The organism is Nocardia australiensis, from assembly GCF_020733705.1.
Classification (GTDB): Bacteria; Actinomycetota; Actinomycetes; order Mycobacteriales; family Mycobacteriaceae; genus Nocardia; species Nocardia australiensis.
In genome coordinates, this window is sequence record NZ_JAJFZM010000001.1 from 1,892,567 (window position 1) to 1,917,241 (window position 24,675).

General features: G+C 64.8%; 24 protein-coding genes and 1 tRNA gene. 16 read left to right on the forward strand and 9 right to left on the reverse strand.

Annotation, left to right across the window (positions count from 1 at the left end; translation table 11 throughout):
• Nucleotides 1-234: 234 nt before the first annotated feature.
• From LKE06_RS08520 to LKE06_RS08560, 9 genes are all read left to right on the forward strand, one after another.
• Nucleotides 235-1,521 (forward strand): ATP-binding protein, encoded by a 1,287-nt coding sequence (locus tag LKE06_RS08520; RefSeq protein WP_227998061.1) that lies wholly within the window; start codon nucleotides 235-237, stop codon nucleotides 1,519-1,521.
• Nucleotides 1,522-1,573: 52 nt separating this feature from the next.
• Entirely contained in the window at nucleotides 1,574-2,014 is a 441-nt protein-coding gene (locus LKE06_RS08525; RefSeq protein WP_308188325.1) for a Fur family transcriptional regulator, read from the forward strand.
• Between the two features lie 55 nt (nucleotides 2,015-2,069).
• Entirely contained in the window at nucleotides 2,070-3,536 is a 1,467-nt protein-coding gene (locus tag LKE06_RS08530; protein WP_227998062.1) for a catalase, read from the forward strand.
• 154 nt (nucleotides 3,537-3,690) lie between these two features.
• Nucleotides 3,691-4,608: a class A beta-lactamase gene (gene bla / locus LKE06_RS08535; RefSeq protein WP_227998063.1), complete on the forward strand. Its 918-nt coding sequence runs from the start codon at nucleotides 3,691-3,693 to the stop codon at nucleotides 4,606-4,608.
• Between the two features lie 474 nt (nucleotides 4,609-5,082).
• Nucleotides 5,083-5,577 carry a hypothetical protein gene (locus LKE06_RS08540; RefSeq protein WP_227998064.1) on the forward strand — a complete coding sequence of 165 codons (495 nt, stop codon included), beginning with the start codon at nucleotides 5,083-5,085 and terminating at the stop codon, nucleotides 5,575-5,577.
• A gap of 458 nt (nucleotides 5,578-6,035) precedes the next feature.
• The gene (locus LKE06_RS08545) at nucleotides 6,036-7,922 is read left to right on the forward strand and encodes an SCO2524 family protein (RefSeq protein ID WP_227998065.1); all 1,887 of its coding nucleotides are present in this window, start codon (nucleotides 6,036-6,038) and stop codon (nucleotides 7,920-7,922) included.
• A 2-nt stretch (nucleotides 7,923-7,924) separates the two neighbouring features.
• The gene (locus LKE06_RS08550) at nucleotides 7,925-8,839 is read left to right on the forward strand and encodes an SCO2523 family variant P-loop protein (RefSeq protein ID WP_227998066.1); all 915 of its coding nucleotides are present in this window, start codon (nucleotides 7,925-7,927) and stop codon (nucleotides 8,837-8,839) included.
• Between the two features lie 3 nt (nucleotides 8,840-8,842).
• The gene (locus tag LKE06_RS08555; protein ID WP_227998067.1) at nucleotides 8,843-9,865 is read left to right on the forward strand and encodes an SCO2522 family protein; all 1,023 of its coding nucleotides are present in this window, start codon (nucleotides 8,843-8,845) and stop codon (nucleotides 9,863-9,865) included.
• A gap of 1 nt (nucleotide 9,866) precedes the next feature.
• Nucleotides 9,867-10,844: an SCO2521 family protein gene (locus tag LKE06_RS08560; RefSeq protein ID WP_227998068.1), complete on the forward strand. Its 978-nt coding sequence runs from the start codon at nucleotides 9,867-9,869 to the stop codon at nucleotides 10,842-10,844.
• Between the two features lie 5 nt (nucleotides 10,845-10,849).
• On the opposite strand, the gene LKE06_RS08565 is transcribed toward LKE06_RS08560, so the two are convergent.
• Together LKE06_RS08565 and LKE06_RS08570 are read right to left on the reverse strand one after the other, a co-directional pair.
• Entirely contained in the window at nucleotides 10,850-11,710 is an 861-nt protein-coding gene (locus tag LKE06_RS08565; RefSeq protein ID WP_227998069.1) for a hypothetical protein, read from the reverse strand.
• A 62-nt stretch (nucleotides 11,711-11,772) separates the two neighbouring features.
• A complete protein-coding gene (locus LKE06_RS08570) occupies nucleotides 11,773-12,267 on the reverse strand; it encodes a GNAT family N-acetyltransferase (RefSeq protein WP_227998070.1) in 495 nt (164 codons plus the stop codon).
• Between the two features lie 149 nt (nucleotides 12,268-12,416).
• On the opposite strand from LKE06_RS08570, the gene LKE06_RS08575 reads away from it, so the two are divergent.
• Together LKE06_RS08575 and LKE06_RS08580 are read left to right on the forward strand one after the other, a co-directional pair.
• A complete protein-coding gene (locus tag LKE06_RS08575) occupies nucleotides 12,417-13,643 on the forward strand; it encodes a cytochrome P450 (RefSeq protein ID WP_227998071.1) in 1,227 nt (408 codons plus the stop codon).
• The gene (locus LKE06_RS08580) at nucleotides 13,640-14,230 is read left to right on the forward strand and encodes a TetR/AcrR family transcriptional regulator (RefSeq protein WP_227998072.1); all 591 of its coding nucleotides are present in this window, start codon (nucleotides 13,640-13,642) and stop codon (nucleotides 14,228-14,230) included. The genes LKE06_RS08575 and LKE06_RS08580 overlap by 4 nt, the downstream gene beginning before the upstream one ends.
• A gap of 130 nt (nucleotides 14,231-14,360) precedes the next feature.
• Here the strand turns inward: LKE06_RS08580 and LKE06_RS33100 are convergent, their stop codons facing one another.
• The 4 genes from LKE06_RS33100 to LKE06_RS08600 form a co-directional block, all read right to left on the reverse strand.
• On the reverse strand, nucleotides 14,361-14,579 hold the full coding sequence (locus tag LKE06_RS33100) for an allophanate hydrolase-related protein (RefSeq protein ID WP_372477303.1): 219 nt from the start codon (nucleotides 14,577-14,579) through the stop codon (nucleotides 14,361-14,363).
• Between the two features lie 146 nt (nucleotides 14,580-14,725).
• A tRNA-Pro gene (locus LKE06_RS08590) sits at nucleotides 14,726-14,799 on the reverse strand.
• A gap of 59 nt (nucleotides 14,800-14,858) precedes the next feature.
• The gene (locus LKE06_RS08595) at nucleotides 14,859-15,965 is read right to left on the reverse strand and encodes a DUF8017 domain-containing protein (protein WP_227998073.1); all 1,107 of its coding nucleotides are present in this window, start codon (nucleotides 15,963-15,965) and stop codon (nucleotides 14,859-14,861) included.
• 41 nt (nucleotides 15,966-16,006) lie between these two features.
• Complete coding sequence (locus LKE06_RS08600) at nucleotides 16,007-16,969, reverse strand: metallophosphoesterase (RefSeq protein ID WP_227998075.1); 963 nt, start codon at nucleotides 16,967-16,969, stop codon at nucleotides 16,007-16,009.
• Between the two features lie 133 nt (nucleotides 16,970-17,102).
• On the opposite strand from LKE06_RS08600, the gene LKE06_RS08605 reads away from it, so the two are divergent.
• Complete coding sequence (locus LKE06_RS08605; RefSeq protein WP_227998076.1) at nucleotides 17,103-17,567, forward strand: GatB/YqeY domain-containing protein; 465 nt, start codon at nucleotides 17,103-17,105, stop codon at nucleotides 17,565-17,567.
• A gap of 63 nt (nucleotides 17,568-17,630) precedes the next feature.
• On the opposite strand, the gene LKE06_RS08610 is transcribed toward LKE06_RS08605, so the two are convergent.
• The gene (locus LKE06_RS08610; protein WP_227998077.1) at nucleotides 17,631-20,009 is read right to left on the reverse strand and encodes a penicillin-binding protein; all 2,379 of its coding nucleotides are present in this window, start codon (nucleotides 20,007-20,009) and stop codon (nucleotides 17,631-17,633) included.
• A gap of 368 nt (nucleotides 20,010-20,377) precedes the next feature.
• Here LKE06_RS08610 and LKE06_RS08615 point away from each other — a divergent pair, with 368 nt between their 5' ends.
• The gene (locus LKE06_RS08615) at nucleotides 20,378-20,701 is read left to right on the forward strand and encodes a WhiB family transcriptional regulator (protein ID WP_305082794.1); all 324 of its coding nucleotides are present in this window, start codon (nucleotides 20,378-20,380) and stop codon (nucleotides 20,699-20,701) included.
• A 60-nt stretch (nucleotides 20,702-20,761) separates the two neighbouring features.
• Here LKE06_RS08615 and bagB read toward each other — a convergent pair whose 3' ends face one another.
• Nucleotides 20,762-21,916: an ATPase BagB gene (gene bagB / locus LKE06_RS08620; protein WP_227998079.1), complete on the reverse strand. Its 1,155-nt coding sequence runs from the start codon at nucleotides 21,914-21,916 to the stop codon at nucleotides 20,762-20,764.
• Nucleotides 21,913-22,932 (reverse strand): ATPase BagA, encoded by a 1,020-nt coding sequence (bagA, locus tag LKE06_RS08625; RefSeq protein WP_227999348.1) that lies wholly within the window; start codon nucleotides 22,930-22,932, stop codon nucleotides 21,913-21,915. The genes bagB and bagA overlap by 4 nt, the downstream gene beginning before the upstream one ends.
• Nucleotides 22,933-23,097: 165 nt before the next feature.
• On the opposite strand from bagA, the gene sp36 reads away from it, so the two are divergent.
• Genes sp36 through LKE06_RS08640 form a run of 3 tightly spaced genes read left to right on the forward strand, consistent with a single transcriptional unit; the run spans nucleotide 23,098 to nucleotide 24,574 of the window.
• Entirely contained in the window at nucleotides 23,098-23,259 is a 162-nt protein-coding gene (gene sp36, locus LKE06_RS08630) for a Sp36 family protein (protein ID WP_227998080.1), read from the forward strand.
• A complete protein-coding gene (locus tag LKE06_RS08635) occupies nucleotides 23,231-23,734 on the forward strand; it encodes a RidA family protein (protein WP_255648474.1) in 504 nt (167 codons plus the stop codon). Before sp36 ends, LKE06_RS08635 begins: the two co-directional genes overlap by 29 nt.
• 42 nt (nucleotides 23,735-23,776) lie before the next feature.
• Entirely contained in the window at nucleotides 23,777-24,574 is a 798-nt protein-coding gene (locus LKE06_RS08640; RefSeq protein WP_227998081.1) for an MBL fold metallo-hydrolase, read from the forward strand.
• Nucleotides 24,575-24,675: the final 101 nt, after the last annotated feature.

Sequence of the window (24,675 nt, forward strand, 5' to 3'; positions counted from 1 at the left end):
CAAGCGCCTCTCGGCGGGTGGTCGCTCGCAGCGACAAATGGGGTGAGGCCCGGGGCTGTCCGGACGCCGACAGCGGGATCCAACGAGTATCCACCCGGAACTATTCCGTGGCGCAGATGTGACGCGGACTACCCGGACGCGCATCTCGATCTACGGGCGCGAGAACGTGGGATCCCGAACCGAGCGCACGCGGAGGACTTAGAATCGGCGGCTGGATAGTGAAGGGGGAGCGGCATGACCGACGATCCGGTATTGATCGAGATGCTCGCGGCACTCGACCGCAGCCCGGAGGTGCTGGCACTGCGGGTGCGGGTGATCGAATTGCTCGCCGACCGCGGCCGCTACGCGGAGGCGCTGGCACAGTGCGCGACGGCGCTGGCGCAGGATCCGCGACACAGCGCGGCGATCGAACTGTTGCAGCGATGTACGGCCGCGCTGGCCGCCGGTGGCGCAGTCGGCACCGATCTCGAGGCGGTTGCGCAAGTGTCGGGGAAGGCGCCCATCGAGGAGCAGCCGCAATCGCCGTCGGAGCGACCTGCCTCGACCTATGACTGGTCGGCTGCCGAAGATCAGGTCGCCGACATCATCGCCCCCGCGTTCGTCGATGCGGGCCCTGCGGAATTCGTGGTCGAGGGTGATACGGGTCTGTTCGAGAAGCCGAAGGTGTCCCTCGCCGACGTCGGCGGCATGGAGGATGTCAAGCGCCAGCTCGACCTGACGCTGCTCGGCCCGATGCGTAATCCCGCACTGGCCAAGACGTTCGGTACTTCCGCTCGGGGCGGGCTGCTGCTCTACGGCCCACCCGGCTGCGGCAAGACATTCATCGCGGCGGCGGTCGCCGGGGAACTGGGCGCGAACTTCTATCCGATCGAGATCGCCGACATCTTGGATATCTACACCGGAGCCAGCGAGCGCAACCTGCACGGGATATTCGAGCTCGCCCGTCGCAACGCGCCCTGCGTGCTGTTCCTCGACGAGGTCGACGCGCTTGGCCACAAGCGCAGCCAGATGTCGGGTTCGGCCACCATGCGCACGGTGGTGAATCAACTACTCACCGAAATGGATTCGGCCACCAGTAGCAACGAGGACGTCTTCATCCTCGGTGCGACAAACCATCCGTGGGATATCGACGTCGCGCTGCGCCGCCCCGGTCGATTCGATCGAATGATCCTGGTGACGCTCCCGGATTCGGTGGCCCGCAAGGCGATTCTGCATCACCATCTGCGTGACCGTCCGGTGGCGGGCATCGATCTCGGCGCGATCGTCAAACGCACCGATGGTTTCTCGGGCGCCGACCTGGCGCATATCTGCACATCGGCCACCCAGTTGGCGATGGCGGAATCGATTCGGACCGGTCAGGTGCGCCCGGTCACAATGAAGGATCTGGAAGTCGCGCTCGCCCAGGTCAAGCCGAGCGCGGGCGCATGGTTCGAATCCGCCCGCAACGTAGTCGAATTCGCCAACAACGATGGCACCTATGACGACCTGGCCAAGTACATGCGGCACAAGAAGTTCAAGTAGGAGCCGGACTTCTCTTCTTGACTAATTCCAGAAAACCGGCAAACTGGGACTCGTGCATACCAACGTCATCGATCCGCGAGAGCAGTTGCGTGCGGTCGGCCTGCGGGTGACAGCCCCGCGGGTCGCGGTGCTGAACGCGGTTGCGGCCATGCCACATTCGGATGCCGATCGGCTGGCCGCCACCGTGCGCGAAGCGCTGGGTTCGGTGTCCACGCAGGCGGTCTACGACGTGCTTCGGGCCTGCGTGAACGCCGGAATCCTGCGCCGCATCGAACCTGCCGGTTCGGCCGCGCTGTATGAAACCCGCATCGGTGACAACCATCACCATCTGGTGTGCAGAAACTGCGACACGGTTGTGGACGTGGACTGTGTCGTGGGTGGCGCCCCCTGCCTGGAACCCAGGAACGACCACGGTTTCGCTGTCGATGAGGCGGAGGTCGTCTTCTGGGGTCTATGCCCGACGTGTCGTTTGGAAGGACGGCGCCCACTCTGACAACCCGGGTCGGTCCAGCACCGGGACGTTGTTCATCAGCCGAGGAGGCTTCGATATGACCAAGCCGACAACCACCAATACCGGTATCCCCGTGGGTAGCGACAACGAGTCGCTCACCGCCGGTACCCAGGGCCCGATCCTGCTCCACGATCACTACCTCATCGAGAAGCTCGCCCAGTTCAACCGCGAGCGGGTCCCGGAGCGGATCGTGCACGCCAAGGGTGCGGGCGCCTACGGTGAGCTGGTTGTCACCAACGACGTGAGTCGCTACACCAAGGCGAAGTTGTTCCAGCCGGGCGTACGGACTGAGTCGCTGGTGCGTTTCTCGACGGTGGCCGGTGAGCAGGGCAGCCCCGATACCTGGCGTGACCCAAGGGGTTTCGCCGTGAAGTTCTACACCGAGGACGGCAACTACGATCTCGTCGGCAATAACACGCCGATCTTCTTCATCAAGGATCCGATCAAGTTCCCCGATTTCATTCGCTCGCAGAAGCGCCTGCCCGGTAGCGGCCTTCGCGACAACAACATGCAGTGGGATTTCTGGACCCTGCGCCCGGAGACCGCGCATCAGGTGACCTGGCTGATGGGTGACCGAGGCATCCCGAAGTCCTATCGCCACATGAACGGCTACGGCTCACACACCTACCAGTGGATCAACGCCGAGGGTGAGCGCTTCTGGGTGAAATACCACTTCAAGACCGACCAGGGTAACGAATACCTGACCCAGGCCGAGGCGGATCGGCTGGCGGGCGCCGACGGCGATTACCACCGCCGTGACCTGTACGAAGCGATCGAGCGCGGTGAATTCCCGAGCTGGACGCTGCATGTGCAGGTCATGCCGGTGGCCGAGGCCGAAGGCTACCGTTTCAACCCCTTCGACCTGACCAAGGTGTGGTCCCACCAGGATTACCCGCTGATCGAGGTCGGCAAGTGGACTCTCAACCGCAACCCCGGCAACTACTTCGTCGATATCGAGCAGGCCGCCTTCGAGCCATCGAATGTCGTTCCCGGCATTGGTTTCTCGCCGGACAAGATGCTGCTGGGCCGGGTGTTCGCCTACGCGGACGCGCACCGCTACCGGATCGGCACCAACTATGCGCAGCTGCCGCCGAACCGGGCCAGGGCCGCGGAGGTGAACTCCTACTCCAAGGAGGGCGCGATGCGCTACGACTACAACCTGGCGGATGTTCCGGTATACGCACCGAATTCGTTCGGCGGACCGCATGCGGATCCTTCGCGAGCCGGTGACGACGGTATCTGGGAATTCGATCCGACCGTTGTGCGGGCGGGTTACATCGAACATGCCGAGGACGGTGACTTCACTCAGCCGGGCACCCTGGTGCGCGAGGTGTTCAACGATGAACAGCGGGCGCGCTTGGCCGACAACATCATCGGTCATGTGCTCGGTGGAGTGCGGGAGCCCGTGCTCAGCCGGGTCTTCGAGTACTGGAGCAATGTCGATCCCGATCTCGGCAAACGAGTCGAGGAAGGCGTGCGCGCCGGTCTCAACGGCAACGGCTGAGTATCGTGGCCCGGTCACGGGCCGGTGAGAGGTAGTCCGACATCTGCGCAGGCGCACACCCGGGGAGTGCGCCTGCGTAAGTGTGTCTCGCGCAGGGCATCTCCGATCACCGCCCCGGTTGGCCGACGGCCGGAATGCCTGACACAGTGAGGGTATGTTCCGGCTGACACGTAACTATCGGGTAGCGCTGACCGCCGCGCTGGCACTCCCACTGCTCGCCGCCTGCGGCACCGATTCGAAAGCGGCGCAGGATCTTCCGAACGCGACAGCGCAAGCTCCGGTGCGAACGGCGGCCAGGATCTCCGATCTGGAAATGCGATACGAGGCCCAGATCGGCGTGTTCGCGGTCGATACCGGTACCGGTAAGACCGTGTCGAACAGCAGCAATCAACGCTTCCCGCTGCTGTCCACCTTTAAAACGCTTGCGGCCGCGGCATTGTTGAAGGCGCACCCGCTCGATACCGGATACTTCGACCGGGTCATCCAATTCGCCGACGCCGACCTGGTGGCCAACTCGCCGGTGACCAGCACCAAGGTGGCCTCCGGGATGTCGGTAGCCGAGCTGGCCGAGGCGGCGATTACCCGCAGCGATAACACCGCGGGCAATCTGCTGCTGCGCGAACTCGGCGGTCCCGCCGCGCTGACGGAGTTTCTGCGCACCCTGGGCGATCAGGTAAGCCAGCTCGATCGCTGGGAACCCGAGCTCAATACCGCTGTCCCCGGCGACCCGCAGGACACCACCACTCCTGCCGCGCTTGCCACCGACTACCGCGCGCTCGTCCTCGGCGACGCGCTCGGCGCGCCGGAGCGTGATCGTTTGATCACCTGGCTGAAGGCGAATACCACCGGCGCCAAGCGCATTCGCGCCGGCATCCCCGCGGGCTGGGGCGTCGGCGACAAGACCGGTACCGGTGATTATGGCTGTGCGAACGACGTGGCCGTCATCTGGCCCGACGGCGGCGGTGCCCCTATCGTCGTCGCGGTACTCACCCGTAAAGGCACCCAGGACGCGACCGCCGATGATGGCGTTTTCGCCGATACCGCAAAGCTCGTCACCGAGGCGCTGCGCTGATTCGCGCGCTCAATCACGTTCGCGCAGTGTGGGATCGAGCCCATTGAGGATCAAATTCAGTTGCCGAACCGGTCGGCGGCGATCGCGGCCACTGATCCACCACTATCGGACGAAACCCCGCTCCGCCCCTGGCCATTTCGGTCAGGCGTGGAGTGGGGTTCGGTATTTTTACCGGCTGCGCCGGGGCCGCATCAGAGCAGGCCCCACCAATACAGCAGGCAAGCCAGCACCCAGACCACTACGGTGTCCATTTGCTGCTCCAATCTCCTTGGCGCCCTTGACGACCATCATCCCGCCAATCGCGGCAGTGCGGTGGCAACTCGACTCGTTCCGGCTGCTCACATAGCCTCTACCTGCACCTTTAACCCTACAAGATCTTCTTAAGGGCGTGGCAAGACCCCGGCCGCATTGTTTGTATCAACACCGGATCACACCGGAAACAAACTTCCCGGACTTGATGAGGACGCACTGACGATGATCGGCAAACTGACCACCGCCCTCGCACTGACCACCACCACCGCCGCCGTCATGTTCGGGGCGGGCGCCGCCGCGGCGGAGGCCACCGGTACCCCCGGCACCGCGCTCACCGGCCAGGCCACCTGCACCCATAAGAACGACCGGATCGAAATCGAGATCGCCGCTCCCGTCGTCTACGCGCAGGCCGGCTACCAGCCCGGCGAACACCAGTTGGTTCGCTACCGCACCGTTATCTACGATGCCGCGCAGGGCACGCTGGCGGGTGCGGGCGAGTGGGAAAAGGGCAAGGCCACCGACACTCAGCCCGCCGAGATGGACAGCACCGACATGAAGGTGCTGCGCAACGACCCGAACCGCTACCGGGTGGTTCAGCAGGTCGAGTGGCTGGCGCCGGATGGGGAGAACGCGGTCGCCAGGACCGACCTCTCCCCGTCGGGATATCTGATCAAGGACGGCCGCACCGTCCTGGGCACCTTCGAGTACTGCCAGTAGGCGGCGACGGGGGAGTAGGCCACCACCGGGGGTGGGAACCGGGCGCGACCTGTCTTCGAGGGGTTGGCAGGTCGTGTCCGGGGGTTGAAAGGCCGGCCGGGCCGGTCCACGAGGGGGACAGGTCCGGCCGGCTTTCGTTTTTTGGGGGCAGGCACTTCGGATGGCTCTTCCGGAAGCTGACCGGCGGACGAGGCATGCGCCGGTGCCGAAGGTAACCAATCGGTGCACGCCGACAAATCCCCGTCCCAGGTGTGGGCCGGGCCGGTGTACGACGTTGGCCGGCCCGGCCCTTTCATTGTCCGGCAGCGGTATCGATCACCGTGCGTTTGCGGAACCGATTGCCCGAGTGGCGGTTCCGTCGTCATGATCTCGAATCCGTTGTAAGCCGAATACCTTGGCTAACCGCTGCGGCTGGCGCACACTCGTAGTAGCAGTGTTCGCGGTGAGAGCGGGGGCCGATGAGAATCCAGCCACGGCAACAGCTTTTGGATGTCTGGCGCGCGGTATTGGCCGCCTGCTACCACGACGGGACCTGGTCCTGGGGTGGACGCGACGGGTCGAACTCGATCAGCGATACCGAGCAGATGCTGTGCCTGCTGTATCCGGCCACCGAGATCGAGGCGTTCGCCCTCGACAGCCCGGACGATATGGCTGAGGACATCAAGGCCGCGCTGGCGCCGCTGGGTGAGGAGACGCGGATCGGCGGGGTTATCGTCGGCGTGCTCGAGGATTACATAGCCCGCTACACCGGGGCCGACGGCGAGCCGACTTTCGCCGCGGGCGGCTATCTGCGCTCCGTCGATGATCGCGCATTGACACAGCGGCAGCTCGAACTCGAGGTTGTCGATTCGTACTCGATGTCGCTCACCCTGTGCATCGCGGCGCTGCGGTTTCTACGTTTGTTCCAGCGCTTCGTCGACGGGCAGGTCCGCAGGGAGGCCAAGCAGCTCTCCGAGCGTATCGACATCCTGCGCCCGCAGATCAGCAACCGGCTGACCGGCGCGATGACCGGTCTGGTCCGTAGCTTCGTTGTTCACACGCCGGAGCCGAAATCCGATGCGGGGCAGGCCATCCTCCGAATGGTCAACCAAACGGGCGCGCCCGACGATCAGGTGATCGCCGGGCTGGCCCGTCCGCTCGAACCGGTCCGAGTGGAGCTGGCCAATGATGTGAAGCTGGGCCAGACCACTGACATCGACCTCGCCGATGACCTGCTGCTTTTCGAATGTGGTTGGAGTTGGGGCGTCGACGCGAAGGCGTCGAAGATCGACTTCATCCAAACCAAGGCGAGTAGCCAGCCCGGATACGCCGCCTCGCGACCCGATTTGTATTTCACCATCGTCGCCCTCGACGGCATCAACGATCTGATTTCGCAACGTGCCCGCGAGCTGGAGTTGCTGACCAAAGAGCAGCAGCAACTGGCCGACGCGCTTCGGCTGCGCTGGAATCTGACCCAGCGCTACTGGTCGATCGTGGCCAGATACGGCACCGGCCGGTGGCCGTTGGAGGACATACCGTGGCGAACATCCGATGGTGAGGAATCCGACTACTACAGCCTCGCGGTGTCGGCAATGCTGCTCCAGGACCTGGTAACTCGGCAATCTACCGACGAATTGATCAGAGCGGTCGCGGTTTTCGACCAGTTGGGCAGGCGCGGGCGAATCATCAGCCGGGTCACCAGCGAGGATCCCGCAGGCACACTGCATTTTCCCGGTATTCGAATACCGCTGCCCGGCAGCGAGACCGTCGATGACGGACCGCCGCTGGTGTGGATCGTCCCGGACTTCGCGACGATGTTGTTCAAGCGCGCGCTGCAAGCGGCTCGCCTGTCCACCGATGTCGCTACTCGCGACCGGCTGATCGCGCTCGCGGAATCCGCGATGGACCATCTGGATGGGCGAACGCTGCACGGCGGTCATGCGGCCGGTCTGTGGGACGACGCGGCGCGGGTGTTCGGCGCCTCGATCCCCGGCGCCGCGCAGGCGAGTCGATCTGTGCCGCTGCAGGTCGAACCGTCCTGGTATCTCACCGAGCGGGTCGTGGAGTGCCTTGTCGCCGCGGACCGAACCTTCCGTGAACAGCCGCTGTCGCCGCCGTCGATGATCAGTCGTGCGGTGGAGTTGCTCAATGAGGCCGAGCATCTGCTCAACCAGGAGAAGCTGGAGGTCAGCGACGAGGACGTGTCGCCGAAACTGTCCGCGCTCAACCGCATCGAGCAGCGCCTGGATCGGGCGCGGCGAATGCTGAATGTCCGGCCCGGCACCGCGTTCAGCCTGGCCACCGATGCGCTGCGGGATCTCGACGAGCTGGCCTACGCCCGCCAGGACGCGACGAGGATTTACTGAGCATGATCGTGTTCTCGACCTCGGACAAAGGCGGCACCGGTAGGTCGGTGACCAGCTGCAACCTCGCCTATCGACTATGCCTGACCGGCAAGAACGTCGCGTATGTCGACTTCGATTTCGGCTCGCCGACCGCGGGTGCGCTATTCGAGATCAGCGCGGTAGAGCGCGGCGTGCCCTACGGAGGTATGCACTCCTACCTGCTCGGCCAGATCGGCAGTGCGACACGGTTTGACGTGCGTTCGGTGACCGATCGAATCGCGTTGCGCACCTTCGCCTCTCGATCCGGGAAGTTGGTGCTGTTCCCCGGTGACGAGGGCGGCGCCGAATTCCTCACTGTCGATGACGATGTGGTGCGGCGCTGCGCGGAACTGTTGCTGGCTCTGGAACAGGAATTCCGGGTCGTGATCGTCGACCTCAGCGCGGGACGCTCCGGTGCGCTGGATATCGCGTTGCGGGCGACCGCGAAGGAGCAGTTGCAGCGTCGAACGGTGCGCTGGCTCATCTTTCATCGATGGACGCGTCAGCATATTCTCGCGGCGAGCGGCCTGGTGCACGGACCGCACGGGTTGCTGCACACCGGCAAGGAATGCGGCCACGACGAGGCGGCTCTGCTCGAATCGATCCGCTATGTGCGCACCGCGGTGCCCGCGCCGGGGGAACAGGGGATTGCCGAACGTCCCGCGCAGGCGACCTGGTTGCTGGAACAGGACACCGCGCTCAAACGCCTCGCGTCGGCGAACCAACTCGGTGCGAGCACCGTGCTCGGCAAGACGCCGATCGAGCCGGTGCTGCAATGGCGCGAACAGGTAATCCTGGATTCGGATGTCAACGCTCATATCGCCAACGAGGCCACCGCCACCGCATATGTGGAACTGGCCCGCAGGCTAGTGGATGCCGCGACGTGGGAAAGGTTCTGATCTGTGCAGAACGCGATGGGTTACAGCGAGCAGACCGAGCACTCGCAGATCGCGAACGTTCCCTTATCGCACTTGTCGATCGAGGTCGGCCACTTCTATCTCAACGACATCATCAATGAGGCCGACCAGGTCAAGGCGGAGTTTCGCCGGATGGTTCCGTTGGTCGCGGCCTTCATCGAATCCGCGCGGGTCGAGTTCGGTCCCGAGGCCAGGGTCAGTACCTGCTATCTGGTCGATGATTATTTCCAGCCCGACACCGATCCGTCCGAAGTGCTCGGCAACCTGCTCGACGCCGCGGCGGATTCCGGGCTGATCATCGACTATTTGGCCCGGGAATCGGGGTGTTGGGAGACACCGAGTTTCGCCGACGGGGTGCCGCTTGGCGAACCGATTCGGCTGGCCGAGATGGTCGCTGCCAGGATTGTCGCGGAACCGACCCCGCCTTCCAACGGCCGTCGCCCGCCCACCGCCGAATCCGGCTGGCTGTGCAATGGCAGGCGTTCCTCGGATGACGAACCGGCACAGGCCATGCGGGTGCAGCCGTATCAGCCGCCCGAGGAATTCGGCCGCCGCGAACATTCGATCTTTCTCGACGTGCAGTTGTGGAGTCGGCGCACCGAAACGGTGAACGGGCGTCCCGAGACCCGCACCAGATGGTCGTGCCCGTTCCTCGCCTCGGTGTGGCAGTTGTTGCGGCTGGGGATGCTTCGTTACGAAGGGGCCGCGGTGGTGGCGCCGTATCAGTGGCACTCGGGCATGCGGTGGCCGAGACGGTGGCCGGAAGTACCTGCGGTGGTCCAGCTCAATCCGGATGCCGCACCGTTCGCGGCGTACAAGACACTATCGATGTTGCCGAAACGCTATCTGGGCATTGAACATTCGGTACGGCTGATTCTCGATCACATCGATCTCGATGACGATGTGGTCACCCAGATCATCGAATGCGGTGCGACCGACAGTGTGCCGGTGACAGTGCCGCGCAAGGTCACCGAGCGACTCGGCCACCTACTCTTCGACGGGTCATGAGATGGCGACACCGCTGGTCGCCCTTGGCGAGGTCCGCACCTGTCTTGTCCCTGCCTCCGCGGCCTTGAACCGCGCGGAGGTGGACAAGCTCCTGGCCCTGGTACCGGGTAGGCGAGTGCTGTGGCGGGCGCGCCCGGTCACGCTGGCGGCCTCGCCGACCACGGCAATCGGCGTCGACTGCGATCTATTGCTCGACGCCAGCGGCGAGCGCACCCAGCAGATCGTCGGCACCGTGGCCTCGCGTGCCGTGGTGTTCGGTGGTCGGGTACTGCAAAGTTCGGTGCACACCAGCGTTTTCCGGGCGAGCGAGCGCAGGCGGCAGACCTGGTCACACTATCTGAGCCGGGTCGGGGTGACCGAACTGATCGGCACCATCGGCGATCGGGGGCGCGTCTGCGAGGAGTTGACCGAGGGCTATCTGGCCGGCCCGGCGACCGCCGACACTCTTGATCTCGGTTCGATCAGCGATCGACTGCTCGCGAGGATTCGCGCGGACGAGCAGTTGGATCAGGATGCGCCGATCCAGGCGCGCACCACCCGGTTGCGCTGGACTGCGCAGATCGGTGGCACCGCAGGGCCCGCGCTGGCAATGCGGCTGGAGGACGAGACCGTCCGTTCGGTCCGCATGATCGTCCGAAGCGTCGACGATCTGCCTGCGGCACAGCGCTTCTGCGAGGACCTCGCGGCTCACGATTGGCTGCTGACCAGTACCGACGACGCGATCGATGAGGCCGATCGGTACCCGTCGGCCAGCCAGGACCAGATGGATATTCTCGCTCCGGTGCTCGCGCATCTCGCGCATCTGTGGATGCCGGGAGCACACACTCCGGCGTCGGTGCGCTCCCTGTGGAAGGAGTTGCAGAACGATCCGGGTTTCACCAGGCAGTGGACTTCGAAAGTTGGGCAGTTGCGAGACCGGATCAACGTGGCGACGCTGGATACCTTGCGCCACGCCAAGATAACCACCACCGATTGGTGAGCCGACTAGATCCGGAACCACCGGCGCACCAGCAGTGCGAAGAACACCGACAGCGACACGGTGCCGGCCCAGGGCTCGATGGCGAACAACACTTGACCGGCACTGTTCAGGTCGGCGATATCGCTCGCGCCGAGCGGGTTCAGATAGCTGGTCACGGTCATGTAGGTGATATCGGCCGCCGGGACGCCGGTCACCAGCACGATCGCCGTAGTGAACAGCACCAGTTGCGCGGCGATCCAGGCGAATAATCGGAATGGCCGATATCCGTAGCCGCACAATAGGTTCGAGATTGCCCGGCCGATCCGTCGGCGGCCGAGCGGCAATGCCATGCTTCGTGCCCGGGCTAGGGCGAGCCCGCATCGATCCTCGGCCTGGTCGTCCTCGTTCTGCCGGTGCAAGCGCATGGCCCGCCGATACGCCAGTGCCGCGTGTTCGGGCAGACCCGACCCGATCAGATCGCCGCCGAGCTTCTCATAGGTGTCGGCCAGCAACGTGCTCTGCGTGCTGCTGAGCCGGAGCGGGCCGCGCTGCTCGATCTCGGCGGCGAGCAGCGCGGTGAGCATCCGCGTCCGTAATCCGCCGTCCTCGTCATCGGGCGAATCCGGATCGGCGGTGTAGAGCCTGCGGAACACTAGGCTGTCGCCACGTCGTCGAAGCCCGGGTGGGTTGTATTCGACGAGCACCGTTTCGACATGGAGATTGAAGGAGTCGAGCATGACCTGCTCGGTGGGCCTGGTCCCGATGCGCTGTCGCGCCGGTTGGAAGTAGTGGTCGACTTCCTTGGCGTACACGCCCGCGTGCCGCTCGATCCGATTGATCATCGAATCCACGAATGGTGAATGCTCCGGTGGATCGAGCTCGAGCATGCGGTGTCCCCCGTGGATCGTGCGCGGCGCGTGAAAGTGCGCCGATCACAACGATACCGGTGTCAGCGGGTGAGGTCGCAGACCAGCAGATTGCGTGGTTCGTTCTCGCCGTAATAGTCGTCGTAGTGGCCGGCCAATACGAAACCGGCGTCCTCGTACAACCTGTTGGCGGTGTCGTTGGTCGGACGGACGGTGATGAAAACGCGGCGCGCGGATCCGTCCCGGCATCGGTCGAGCGCCATGCCCAGCAGCACGCGACCATAGCCACGGCCGCGACTGCCTGCCGTCAGCGCGAAGCCGACCAGCCAGGCGCGTTGCCCCAGTGTGACGGCTACCTGGACGTACCCCACCACATCGCCATCCTCCTCGACGACCAGCCAGTCCATGCCGTGTAAATCGAACAGCGTGCGTAGCACGTGATAGGGGTAGGCGTGTTCGCCGAATGCCTCGATCTCGATCGCCGCGATACCGACGAGGTCGGCCAGGGTCGCCGTGCGGAACTCGGCATTCGTCATCCGTGGTTGTGGCGTGCTCCCTGGCGCTGTGGCTTGGGTCATAAACGTCAGCCTATTCTGCCGTCGGACGGCCGCTGCTCAATACCTCGCCGATGGTTTCAAGTCTAAATCTCGGACCCGGATTTCGCCGCCTAGCTGCGACGTTCGGATCGAACATAGACACAATTGCAATTCTGTCTTATCGTCAGAACATGTTGCCCCAAGAGTCTCGTAACGCGCCATTTTTCGAACTTCGATCGGGCGCGACGTGGAAGTCGCCATGGGGGATGTATGCCGCACTGCGAGAACAAGATCCGGTGCATCACGTGGTGCCCGAATCGCGTCCGGAGCACGACTACTGGGTGCTGACCCGACACGAAGATGTGTACGCGGCGGTACGGGACACCGAGACGTTCTCCTCGAGCGACGGACTCACGGTGGAATACGGCGAGCTGGAACAGATCGGCCTCACCGACAATCCGCCGATGGTCATGCAGGACCCGCCGGTGCACACCGAGTTCCGCAGGCTGGTAGCGGCCGGGTTCACGCCACGGCAGGTCATCGAGGTCGAGCCGGTAGTGCGCCGGTTCGTTCGCGAACGGTTGGATCAGTTGGCCGAGCAAGGCGGCGGCGATATCGTCAAGCAGCTGTTCAAGCCGCTGCCGAGCATGGTCGTCGCGCACTACCTCGGGGTGCCCGAGCGCGATCGCGGGCGTTTCGACGGATGGACCGACGCGGTCGTCGCGGGCAGTATCGATGCGAGTAACACCCAGGCGCAGCAGGCTTCGTTCGAAATGCTGGGCTATTTCGGCGAACTCATCAAACGCCGCCGCGCCGACCCGGGCGATGACACGGTGTCACTGCTGGTGCAGTCGGGTATGGCGGCCGACGACACGGATGTGCGCGGCCTCGTGCAGATCCTCGCCTACACCTGGACGATGGTCGCCGGCGGAAACGATACGACCACCGGATTACTGGGTGGCGCAGTGCAATTGCTACAACAGCAACCCGATCAGCGGGCCGCGCTGGTCGCGTTCAAAGACCGGATCGGTGTCGCGGTCGAGGAACTCGCCCGGCTGACCTCGCCGGTCCAGGGTTTGGCGAGGACCACGACACGGGATGTGAAAATCGGCGACACCACCGTGCCCGCCGGGCGCAAGGTGCTGCTTGTCTACGGTTCGGCCAATCGCGATGATCGGGCTTACGGCCCCGACGCCGAGGTGCTCGACATCGATCGGAATCCGCAGCGGATAATGACTTTCGGCAACGGACCGCACCACTGCCTCGGCGCGGCCGCGGCCCGGATGCAGGCTCGAGTCGCACTGGAGGAGCTGTTGGATCGCTTTCCCACCTACCAAGTGGATATCGACGCCGTCGAGTACGCGTCAGGTCCGTACGTGCGCAGGCCGACGATGGTGCCGTTCCGGTGCGCGGCATGAACGGTGACTGGCTGGCCGAAGGCCGCGCGGAGCTGGCGGCCGAGCGCATCCTCGACGCGGTGCGCATGCTGTTTGTGGAGAAGGGCGCCAGCGCGGTCGGAATGGCGGAAGTGGCGGAGACCGCAGGTTGTTCCAGGGCGACGCTGTACCGCTACTTCGACAATCGACAGGCGCTGTATGTAGCGTTCGCAGGTCGCGAGGCGCGGCAATTGATCGAGCGGGTCTGGCTGAACCGATCGATCAATAGCGAGGCAGGCCGTGCCGACCAACTACTCGACGCGATAGCGTCGGTACTGGCGGAGGTGCGCAAGACGCCACATTTGGCGGTCTGGTTCGAGCCTGCCAACTCCGGAATCGTTGCCCAACTGTCGAATTCGTCGGATGTGATTGACGCGATCGGTGCGGGTTTCGTGGCCGGCTACCGTCCCGCCTTGACCGATTCCGCGGCACGGCTGCTGGGGCAGTGGATGATTCGGGTCGTGGTGTCGTTGCTTACGCTCCCCGGTGGTGGTGAGGACGAGGAACGCGCGATGCTGCGCAACTTCGTGATGCCGTTCCTGCTCGACGACACGACGACCATCGAGTGATCCGGCCATGAAAGTGCCTGGCGCAGTTCGAATGGTGGCTAGTTCTGTTGTCCGAGATAGGCTTTCCAGCCGCCGCATGTTCGGCTGATAACCGAACGACCATCGGACAATTCGATACTCGCCAATGCCATCAGTGCGGGCAGCGCCGTGCGGAAACGGCCGAGGCCGGCCGCCGAAGCTCACCGACGATGGGCGCACCGAGGCCGTCGCCGTGGCGAACCAGTCCGGGTTTCGGTGGCGCCGTGTCCAGGGCGGCGAGCCGGTAGGCGTCGGTGGTGCGGATTTCACCGGCGAACCTGGCTCCGAACTTCTCGAGCTGCCAATACAGCGGCTGGCCACGCAGGTGCACGCCGAAACGGCCACCTCGGTGCCCCCGTCCACCAGCGTCGGCGTGTCGACACCTGACAATGCGGGCGGCATCGATATTGGATACCAAAATGGCCTCCGGCCTGATTTCTCAGACCGAAGGCCATTTCGTTCGTCTCAACCAACGAGTCGGGGTGACAGGATTTGAACCTGCGACCTCTTCGTCCCGAACGAAGCGCGCTACCAAGCTGCGCCACACCCCGTTGCCGAGCCTGAGATAGCTTACAACAGCGCGAGTCCAGACGTTAAACCGGCAGGTCAATCAGCCTTGGTAGGGGCGGACGCTGGTGAAGATTCGCTGGGCGGTCGCCACGTCGACGGCATTGGGCACGCCAGTGTCGGCGGCGATGACCATGACAAGGCTGCCGTCCTCGGCCGGGGTCGCGTAGGTGTAGATCGAGTACTCCGTCGCGCACCCCGGTACGGCTGCGGCGATGGTTCCCCTGGTCTCGGCGAAGATGCCGCGCTGGGTGCCGTCGAGCGAGTTCAGCGGTTGCGCGGCGCCCGGCGTCGCTGTGGTGCTGTGGTAGGCGAGTATTGCTGTACGGGTGCCGATTTCGGTTGCGGCGGTTGCTGAATCGGTTGTTTTGGAGCCGGTGAGGAAGGACATGGTGCGCGTCGAGCCGGGGCAGTAGGATTTGCCTTCGCGCGCGACGCCCTTGCCGGTGATGGTGTCGGGTGGTGAACCGAAACTGTCGACGGAATCCTTGGGTGCCACGATCCAGTCGGCGGGCACGTCGTAAGCGGCGCCGCTGCCAGGGGCGACGACCACCTGATAACCGGCCACATGCGGGGTCTGCGCGGCGGTCGGCTCCGCGCCGCTGTTCGATAGCGCATGTGCGTTCGCTGAGGGGGTAAGCGCACTCACCAGATACGGCGAGGAATCCTGCGCGTGATTGTCATCGGAGCTGCCATTGGCGGCGATGACCGCCACTATGGCGCCGCCCGCGACGACCACCGCCGCCATTGCGGCGCCCAGCCGTGTTTTACCCCGGCCGCCACTCGGATTTCTGTGCACACTGGACAGGAATTGGTCGATTGATGGCGCCGTGATGTACTGACCGGAAGCCTGCTGCGAACCAAGGGTGGGTTGGGTGGGGGCGGCAACCCGCCCTTGGTGCTGCGCAACGGGATTCGGCTGCCATGGCAATGCCGCGCCGGGGTGTACGCGGTCGGTCGATTCGGTAGGCGGCCGCTGGTCCGGTGGTACTGGATGGCCGGTGCCCGATGACGCCTGCGTGCGGAAAGCTGGTTGCCACTGCGAGCTCGGGCCGGATGCTCCCGGCTGGATCGGTACGTTCGGCTGATCCAGCGCTGCGGGCCCCTCCAACACCTTCGGATCGTTGCGCCGGTCGTCGAATCCACTCACAGTTGTTCCCCTGCCTGACATTTCAGTCTCGGCAAGCGACCCTAGCGCGCAATTGCCTCCGAGGTCGAAACACCCTTCCCCGCATCGGCAATCGGCCGTTTCGGTGGGGCCGCGACCAGCGTCACCAGGGTTGCCTCCGGGCGGCAGCAGAAGCGGTACGGTGCCCACGGCGAGGTGCCGAGGCCAGCGGAGACATGAAGCTGGGTATGCGCACCCCACTTCGACGAACCCTTCACCCGCGCGCGGTCGATACCGCAGTTGGTCACCAGCGCGCCGTACCCGGGCAGGCACAGTTGGCCGCCATGGGTATGCCCGGCCATAACCAGGTCGTAGCCGTCCTCGGCGAACCGATCCAGCACCCGCGGCTCCGGTGAATGCGTGAGGCCGATGCTCAGGTCGGCCAGGGGGTTGGGCGAGCCCGCTACCGTGTCGTAGCGGTCGCGCTGCAGGTGCGGATCGTCGACGCCCGCGCTCGCGATTCGAATGCCGGCCACTTCGACGTCACGACGGATATGGGTCAGATCCAGCCAGCCGCGTTCGGTGAACGCCGCACGCAGGTCCTTCCAAGGCAGCGGCGCGCCGTACACCCGCCGATGGTCGGACTTGAAGTACTTCATCGGGTTCTTCGCCACCGGCGCGAAGTAGTCGTTGCTGCCGAAAACGAAAAGGCCCGGACGGGAAAGCAACCCACCCAGGGCCTGCACCACCGCAGGTACCGACTTCTGGTGCGACAGATTGTCTCCGGTATTGATCACCAGGTCCGGCTCCAGCCGGTCCAGCTCGCGCAGCCACTGCTGCTTGAGCTTCTGACCAGGCATCATGTGCAGATCGCTGATGTGTAGCACCCGCAGGGACGCCGAACCCGGCTGCAGAACCGGCATCGTCGCCTCACGCAAGACGAAGGCATTTCGTTCGATCAGCGAGGCGTAGCCGATTCCGGCGACCGCGGCCCCGGCGGCTCCCAACGCGGTTCGTCGGATGGCGGAGGTCGAGATTACGGGCATTTGCCCAGCATAGGTGACCCCGCTCAGGAACGCCGAGTGTGTTTACGCACAAGCGTCCGGATGTCCCGCCCGAAACCGGACCGCGCGGCAAATGTAGTGGGCCGAACCAGTGGAAGCGGCTACCGTGTGGCACATGTCGGAACTCAAATCGCAGCTGCGCGCGGATATGACCGCCGCGATGAAAGCTAAGGACAAGCTGCGCCTGGCCACCCTGCGGATGCTGCTGGCCGCCATCCAGAACGCGGAGGTCGCCGGCGCGCAGGCGCGTGAACTGTCCGACGCCGAGGTCATCGTCGTGCTGCAAAAAGAGGCGAAGAAGCGCAGCGAATCGGCCGAGGTCTACACCCAGGCCGGTCGCGGTGAATTGGCCGCGAACGAGCATGCTGAGGCACGGATCATCGACGAATACCTGCCGACCCAACTGTCGGACGCGGAGGTCGCCGATGTCGCCGACACAGCGATCGCGCGGGTCGCGGAGGAACTCGGGGAGCGGCCAGGCATGCGTCAGATGGGGCAGGTCATGAAGGTCGCGACCGGGATCGCCAAAGGCAAGGCCGACGGTTCGCGACTGTCCGCCGCCGTGAAAGCCCGCCTCTGACCCCCATCCTGTGGAAACACCGCCGCCCCGGACACACTGTGTCCGGGGCGGCGGTGTTTTTGGCTATCGACCGGGTATCGGGATCGGTATAGGAATCGGAGGCAGCCGCGGCGGCGGCGGTAGACCGGGGAATCCGGGCGGCGGCGGGGCGGGTGCCGGGCCCGGCGGTGGTGCGGCCCGTTCCGTTCCGTCGCTGATATAGATCGTGATCACCGAGCCCGGAATTGCTGATCCATTCGGCGCGGTCCCCATCACGGTGCCTTTGGCTTGCGAACCGACCCCGGTCACCGGCGAGACCTGGAAGCCCGCGGCCACCAGCTTGGAGGTCGCCTCACCCTGCGTCATGCCCGCTACGTCAGGAACTTGCGCGCCGTCCGAGCCGCGGACATATTTGTCGTCCAGTGGTGGCAGCCCCGGTGGCGGGAATTCGGACATTACCGGTTTGATCGCATTGAAGAACGTGCGCGCGGGTTCATTACCGCCGAACAAGTTTCCGTCGCCACAGGGACGCAGCGGGAACGAGCAGATCTCGCCGGGAGTCGGGCTATCACCGTAGACATAGGCGGCGGCGGCCAGCGCGTTGGTGAACCCGAGGAAGGCCGAGGACCTGTGGCTTTCAGTGGTACCCGTCTTCGCCGACATCGGGAAGTTCCAGCCGGCCGCCTGCGCCGCGCCCGCGGCGGTGCCGCTCACGTCGTCCTTGCTCATCGCGTTGGCGAGGGTGTTGGCCAGACCGGGATCGATGACCTGTTCACAAGCCTGCTGCGTCAGCGGCACCGTTTTGCCGGAGCGGTCGACGACTTCCTTGATCGGCGACGGCGGGCACCAGCGGCCACCGGAGCCGAGCGTGGCGGCGACATTCGACAGTTCCAGCGGGTTGATCGCGACCGGACCGAGGGTGAACGAACCCAAGTTCTGTTCCTTGATCATGTCCGCGAGGTTCTGGTTGCCGTGCCCGGAGCTGCCTGGCTCGGTGTAAGAGCGCATGCCGAGCCGGATTGCCATATCGACGGTCGGAGTGACGCCGACGGCCTGGATGAGCTTGACGAACGCGGTATTCGGCGAGGTGGCCAGCGCCTCGGTGACCGACATCGGCGACTTGTATTTGCCCGCGTTCTCCACGCAGTAGGTGGCGGCCGGGCAGCCGCGGGCGCCACCGTTACCCATGCCCCTCGCCTCGAACCGGCCGGGTACATCGAGTTGGGCGTCGATGCCCAAGCCCTTTTCCATGGCAGCGGCGGTGGTGAAGATCTTGAAAATAGAGCCCGCGCCGTCACCGACCATCGAATACGGCTGCGGTTGTACTGTCTCGTTCGCATCCCGGTTGAGGCCGTAGGTTCGACTGCTCGCCATCGCGAGCAGTGGATGCGAATCCTGTCCGGGGGCGACCACCGACATGACCTGCGCGACGTCCTCGAGGTTCGGGTTGGCCGCCTCCGATACCGACCGCTTCACCGAATCCTGTACGGCGGGGTCGAGGGTGGTCTTGATCAGGTAGCCGCCCTTGTCGATCTGCTCGCGGCTGATGCCCGCGTTGGCCAGATACTGCAGCGCGTAGTCGCAGAAGAAGCCGCGGTCGTTGGCCGCGATGCAGCCGCGCGGCAGGCCCTTGGGCTCCGGCAGCACACCGAGCGGTTCGGTCTTGGCCTTGCGAAATTCTTCGGCGCGGCTGGGGATGTTCTGGATCATCGTGTCGAGCACGGTGTTGCGCCGAGTCGTCACGCCTTCGGTGTTGGTATAGGGGTTCAGCTTGGAGCTGGACTGCACCATGCCGGCCAGCATCGCCGCCTGGGGCACGTTCAGGTCGGCAGCGTCGATACCGAAGTATGTCTGCGCCGCGTCCTGGATGCCGTAGGAGGAGTTGCCGAACGGGACGAGGTTGAGATACCTGGTGAGGACCTCGTCCTTGGTTAATTCCCGGTCCAGGGTGAGGGCCATCCGGATCTCGCGGATCTTGCGCGCCGGCGATGTCTCGATGGCGGCGCGGCGTTCGGCGTCGGTCTTGGCCACGACGAGCAGCTGGAAGTTCTTTACATACTGTTGGTCGAGCGTGGACGCGCCCTGCTGGACCTCACCGCTGCTCGTGTTGGTCAGGAACGCGCGCATCGTGCCCTGCCAGTCGACGCCCGCGTGCTCGGCGAAGCGCCTGTCCTCGATGGAGACGATCGCCAACTTCATATTGTTGGAGATCTTGTCGCTGGGGACCTCGAAGCGGCGCTGGTCGTAGAGCCAGGCAATCGGCGATCCGTTCGCGTCGACCATGGTCGAGACGGCGGGGGCGGTGCCCTCTACTAGTTCCGAGGACACGTTGTCGACGGCGTCGGCGGCACGGTTGGACACGAACCCGAAACCGCCTGCGAGCGGGAACAGCAGCCCCGCGATGAGCACTGCGGCCAGCGCGCAGCTGCCGGCCAGCCGCGCGAGCGTTTGTGTGATCGGCACGATGCCACCCTACGGGGTGTGCGTGCGGCGCTCGCCGTGGTGTTTGTCAGTCCGTCAGAAGTGACGATTCCAGAGCCTGAATGGGCGTGTCGTCGGACCGGTTCTGGCGTGTCGCCGAAAGGGCGACCTGCGTGTCGAGTCGACCGCCCGGTTCTCTATCACGGTTCGAGGGACGGTCGTACCAAAAAGTCTCGAGACGGTCTTGCGCTCGGGGTATACCTTTACCTAGATTGAGAGCTCAGTGTGATAGAGCTAACACTCAAAGTGGAATGTGGTGCGGTTCGCAGCGGGGTTTGGGTTTGCTGCGACGCTGACACGCGATTCTGGAGCGCCGTGACCGGTGTTCGGACTGCAAAGGGGCACACCAAATGCATATGACAACCCCCATCGCTCGATTGGACGTAGAGCAGGCCGAAGCAAGGATCGCCTGGGTTGCCCAGGCGCGATGCAAGGAAGTGGATCCAGATCAGCTGTTCGTTCGCGGCGCTGCCCAGCGCAAAGCGGCGACGATTTGCAGGCACTGCCCGGTGTTGATGCAGTGCGGAGCCGATGCGCTCGACAATCGGGTCGAGTTCGGTGTGTGGGGTGGGATGACCGAGCGGCAGCGGCGTGCACTGTTGAAGCAGCACCCCGAGGTGACGTCTTGGTCGGACTTCTTCCAAGCTCAGCGCCAGCATCAGGTGGCGATCTAGTCCCGTCGAATCCGAACCGAGCCCGTGGCAGCGGGCTCGGTTCGGCGTTTTACGGGCATATCAATCGGATATAACGACCGGCGCGGGCGTCGGGGTGCCGGTGAGTTGATCACCGACCACCTGTAGCGCCTCGAGGTCGGAGACTTCGAACGGCAGCGCGGTCACCGAGACGATCGGGACTCGCGGGTGCGCGCCGGTAAATCGGTGCAGCAGATGCTGTTCTCGCTTTGCGGTAGCGACGCGCTGAGCGTGGATCCGCAATACCGACGAGGTGATCGGGTCGGTCTCGGCCAACTGATCGGCGGCTGTCAGTGCGTGGTCGGCAGGCAACGAGCTCAGCGCCGGATGGGTTCGGTTCAATACCAATCCGGCCAGTGGCATGCTCTCGGTCGAGAGCCGGTCGACGAAGAACGACGCCTCTCGTAGTGCGTCCGGTTCGGCGGACGCGACCACGAGGAAATGCGTGCCCGGCCTGGACAACATCGCGTAGGTCCGGTCGGCGCGGTCCTGGAAGCCGCCGAACAGCGACTCCAGCGACTGCAGGAAATTCGACGCGTCCTTGAGCATCTGACCGCCGACGATGGTGGAAACTCCACGAACCGCCAGGCTCATCGCGCCGGTCACCAAGCGTGTGACGCCCCGGCCGGGGGCCATGATCACCCGGATCATCCTGCCGTTGAGGAAATTCCCCAGCCGCCTCGGCGCGTCGAGGAAGTCCAGCGCATTTCGCGACGGGGGAGTGTCGACCACGATCAGGTCCCACTCTTTGCGCGCGGCGAGCTGGCCGAGCTTTTCCATCGCCATGTACTCCTGCGTTCCGCCGAAGGAGGACGCGACGGTCTGATAGAAGGGGTTGGCGAAAATCTGCTCGGCCTTGTCCGGGCTGGTGTGCTCGAGCACCATGTCGTCGAAGGTGCGGCGCATATTGAGCATCATCGCGTGCAGTTCGCCGGTGACCTCGGGTCTGAGGGGGACCCGCTGTGGGGCGTTGTCCAACTCGGCGACGCCAAGTGACTGGGCCAGGCGGCGAGCCGGGTCTATGGTCAACACCACTACTTTGCGGCCTTGCTCGGCCGCGCGCAGCGCGATCGCCGCGGCGGTGGTCGTCTTACCGACGCCGCCGGAGCCGCAGCAGACAACGATGCGGGCGGTGCGATCCGCTATGATCTTCGAAATATCTAGTAGCGCAGCGACATTCGTGCTCGGCGTACTCATCGGACTCCCTGCGCGCTCAGCTGTTCGGCCAATTCGTAGAGACCACCGAGGTCCATCCCGTCGGTGAGGGCAGGCAGGTACATCCGGGACACATCCACCTTGGCGAGTTCACCCGCGCTGTCGTCCTGCGCTCGCAGGGTGGCCGAATGTTCGACGGTTTCGGTGATCAGACCCTGGAAGTCCTGGTCGGACAGCGAGATTCCGGCCTCGGCGAGCCCGGCGCGGATGGCGTCGGTGTCGATATCGCCCTCTGCGGCGCGATTGCGCACCTCGGCGGGCAGCAGCCCTTTGCTCGCCCGATTCACGATGACCGTGCCGATCCGCAGGTCGGCGGCCTCTAATTCGGCGATCGCGTCGGCGGTTTCCTGCACCGGCAGCGCCTCCAGCAGCGTGACCAGGTGAATCAGCGTCAGATCGGAATGCAGGAGTTTCGAGACGCCCTCGGCTTGCGAGGCGACCGGCCCGCCCTTGGCTACCTCCGCCATGGCCTTGGTGACATCGAGGAAGCTGGTAATTCGGCCGGTTGGCGGCGCGTCGACGACGATCTCGTCGTAGGCGAGCTTGCCGGACTTATCCGTGCGGACCGCGCATTCCTTGATCTTGCCGGTCAGTATCACGTCGCGCAGGCCGGGGGCGATGGTGGTGACGAACTCGATGGCGCCCATCCGGCGCATTGCCCGCCCGGCGAAGCCCAGGTTGTAGAACATATCCAGATATTCGAGAAAAGCGTGCTCGATATCGAGTGCGAGCGCGACCACCTCGCCGCCACCGTCCGCGGTGGCGATACGGGTTTCGGTGGGCGGCAGCGGCGGCAGATCGAACAGCTGCGCAATGGACTGCCTGCTCTCCACCTCGACCAGGAGTACTCGCCTGCCACCGGCGGCAAGCGCAAGCGCCAATGCCGCGGCCACCGTGGATTTCCCAGTCCCCCCTTTTCCGGAAACGTAGTGTAAGCGGGCCTTTTCCGCACGTGCCGGCCAACCCGTTTCTGGCCCCGGCTCCGCCGAAATGGGCACTGCTGTTGGTACTCCCACGATCGCGAGCCTATAACCCGGTCCGAGGTCGCGCCCGAGGGATAGGGTTACTGGTCTGTTTTTGAGCCCATCTGTGCCAGACAGTGAGATCCCGTGGTCGTCGAGCCGCAAGCGCGGTAGCTCGGACACCGCTATACGCTCACCGTTATGAGTGATGTGACCGTGTGGGAGTACGCAACCGTTCCGCTTTTGACGCACGCGACCAAGCAGATCCTCGATCAGTGGGGTTCCGACGGTTGGGAGCTGGTGACCGTGCTTCCAGGCCCGACCGGCGAACAGCATGTCGCCTACCTCAAGCGACCCAAGTAGAGAAGGGATATCAGCAGTGACTCAGTGGGAGAAGAATCTCGCCCAGCTCGGATTGACCCTGCCTCCGGTCGTGGCACCGGTCGCCGCGTATATCCCGGCGGTCCGTACCGGTTCGCTCGTCTACACCTCCGGTCAGCTGCCGTTCGTGGACGGTCAGCTGTCGGCGGTCGGCAAGGTCGGCGCGGAGGTGACCGTCGCGGCGGCCAAGGAAGCCGCGCAGCTGTGCGCGCTCAACGCCCTGGCCGCGGTGCATGACCTGGTCGGGCTCGACGCGGTGGTGCGGATCGTGAAGGTGGTCGGATTCGTCGCCTCCGCACCGGGTTTCGGTGACCAGCCGGTCGTGATCAACGGCGCCTCCGAGTTCCTCGGTACGGTATTCGGTGACGCGGGCGTGCACGCGCGTTCGGCCGTAGGCGTGTCCGAACTGCCCCGGAACACCCCGGTCGAGGTCGAACTCATCGCCGAGGTGCGCTAAACAGGTTCTCGGACACCGACTTCGATCGACTGGGGTAATCCGATGACGCTGACTCATCCCGCGTACGGGCAGCTGCGGCAGGTGACGCCGACCGCGTCCGTCCTGCTCGCCGACAATCCGGGGCAGATGACCCTGGATGGCACCAACACCTGGATTCTGCGCGCGCGGGGTGGGTCGGACTGTGTGGTTATCGATCCGGGCCCGAAGGACAAGACACACAGCGAGGCGATAGCCAGGGCCACCGAGGGCAATATCGCCCTTACGCTGGTCACCCATCGCCACCACGATCACACCGGTGGCGTCGACCACCTGGTCAAGCTCACCGGCACCCCCGTGCGGGCGGGGACACCGGAATTCCTGCGTGGTTCGGACGCGCCGCTGATCGATGGCGAGGTGATCGAAACTGCCGGATTGCGCATTACCGTCCTGGACACCCCCGGGCACACCAAGGACTCGGTGAGCTTCGTCCTCGATGACGCGGTACTGACCGGTGACACGATCCTCGGCAGCGGAACGACCGTACTGGATTCCAGCGACGGCGCGCTGGCGGACTACCTCGCCTCGTTGGACCGGCTGGTCGAGGCGGGTTCCGGGCGCGCACTACTACCCGCGCACGGACCGGACCATCCCGATCTCGAGCCGGTGGCCCGCTACTACATCGCACACCGTAAACAGCGTCTCGACCAGGTTCGCGAGGCACTGCGGGAGCTCGGACCCGATGCGGGCGCGATGGCGGTGGTGCGGAAGGTCTACGCCGACGTCGACAAGCGACTGTGGCTCGCAGCCCGCAGTTCGGTGCAGGCGCAGTTGGAATACCTGCGCGCCGAACAGGACCGATAGTCGCGCACAAACGCCCGCCCGGCGAACGCCGGGATCCAGTCGGAACGAATGCAGTCGTTACGACTCGATCCCGAGTTCCGCCAGGACAGGCGAAAGTCGTC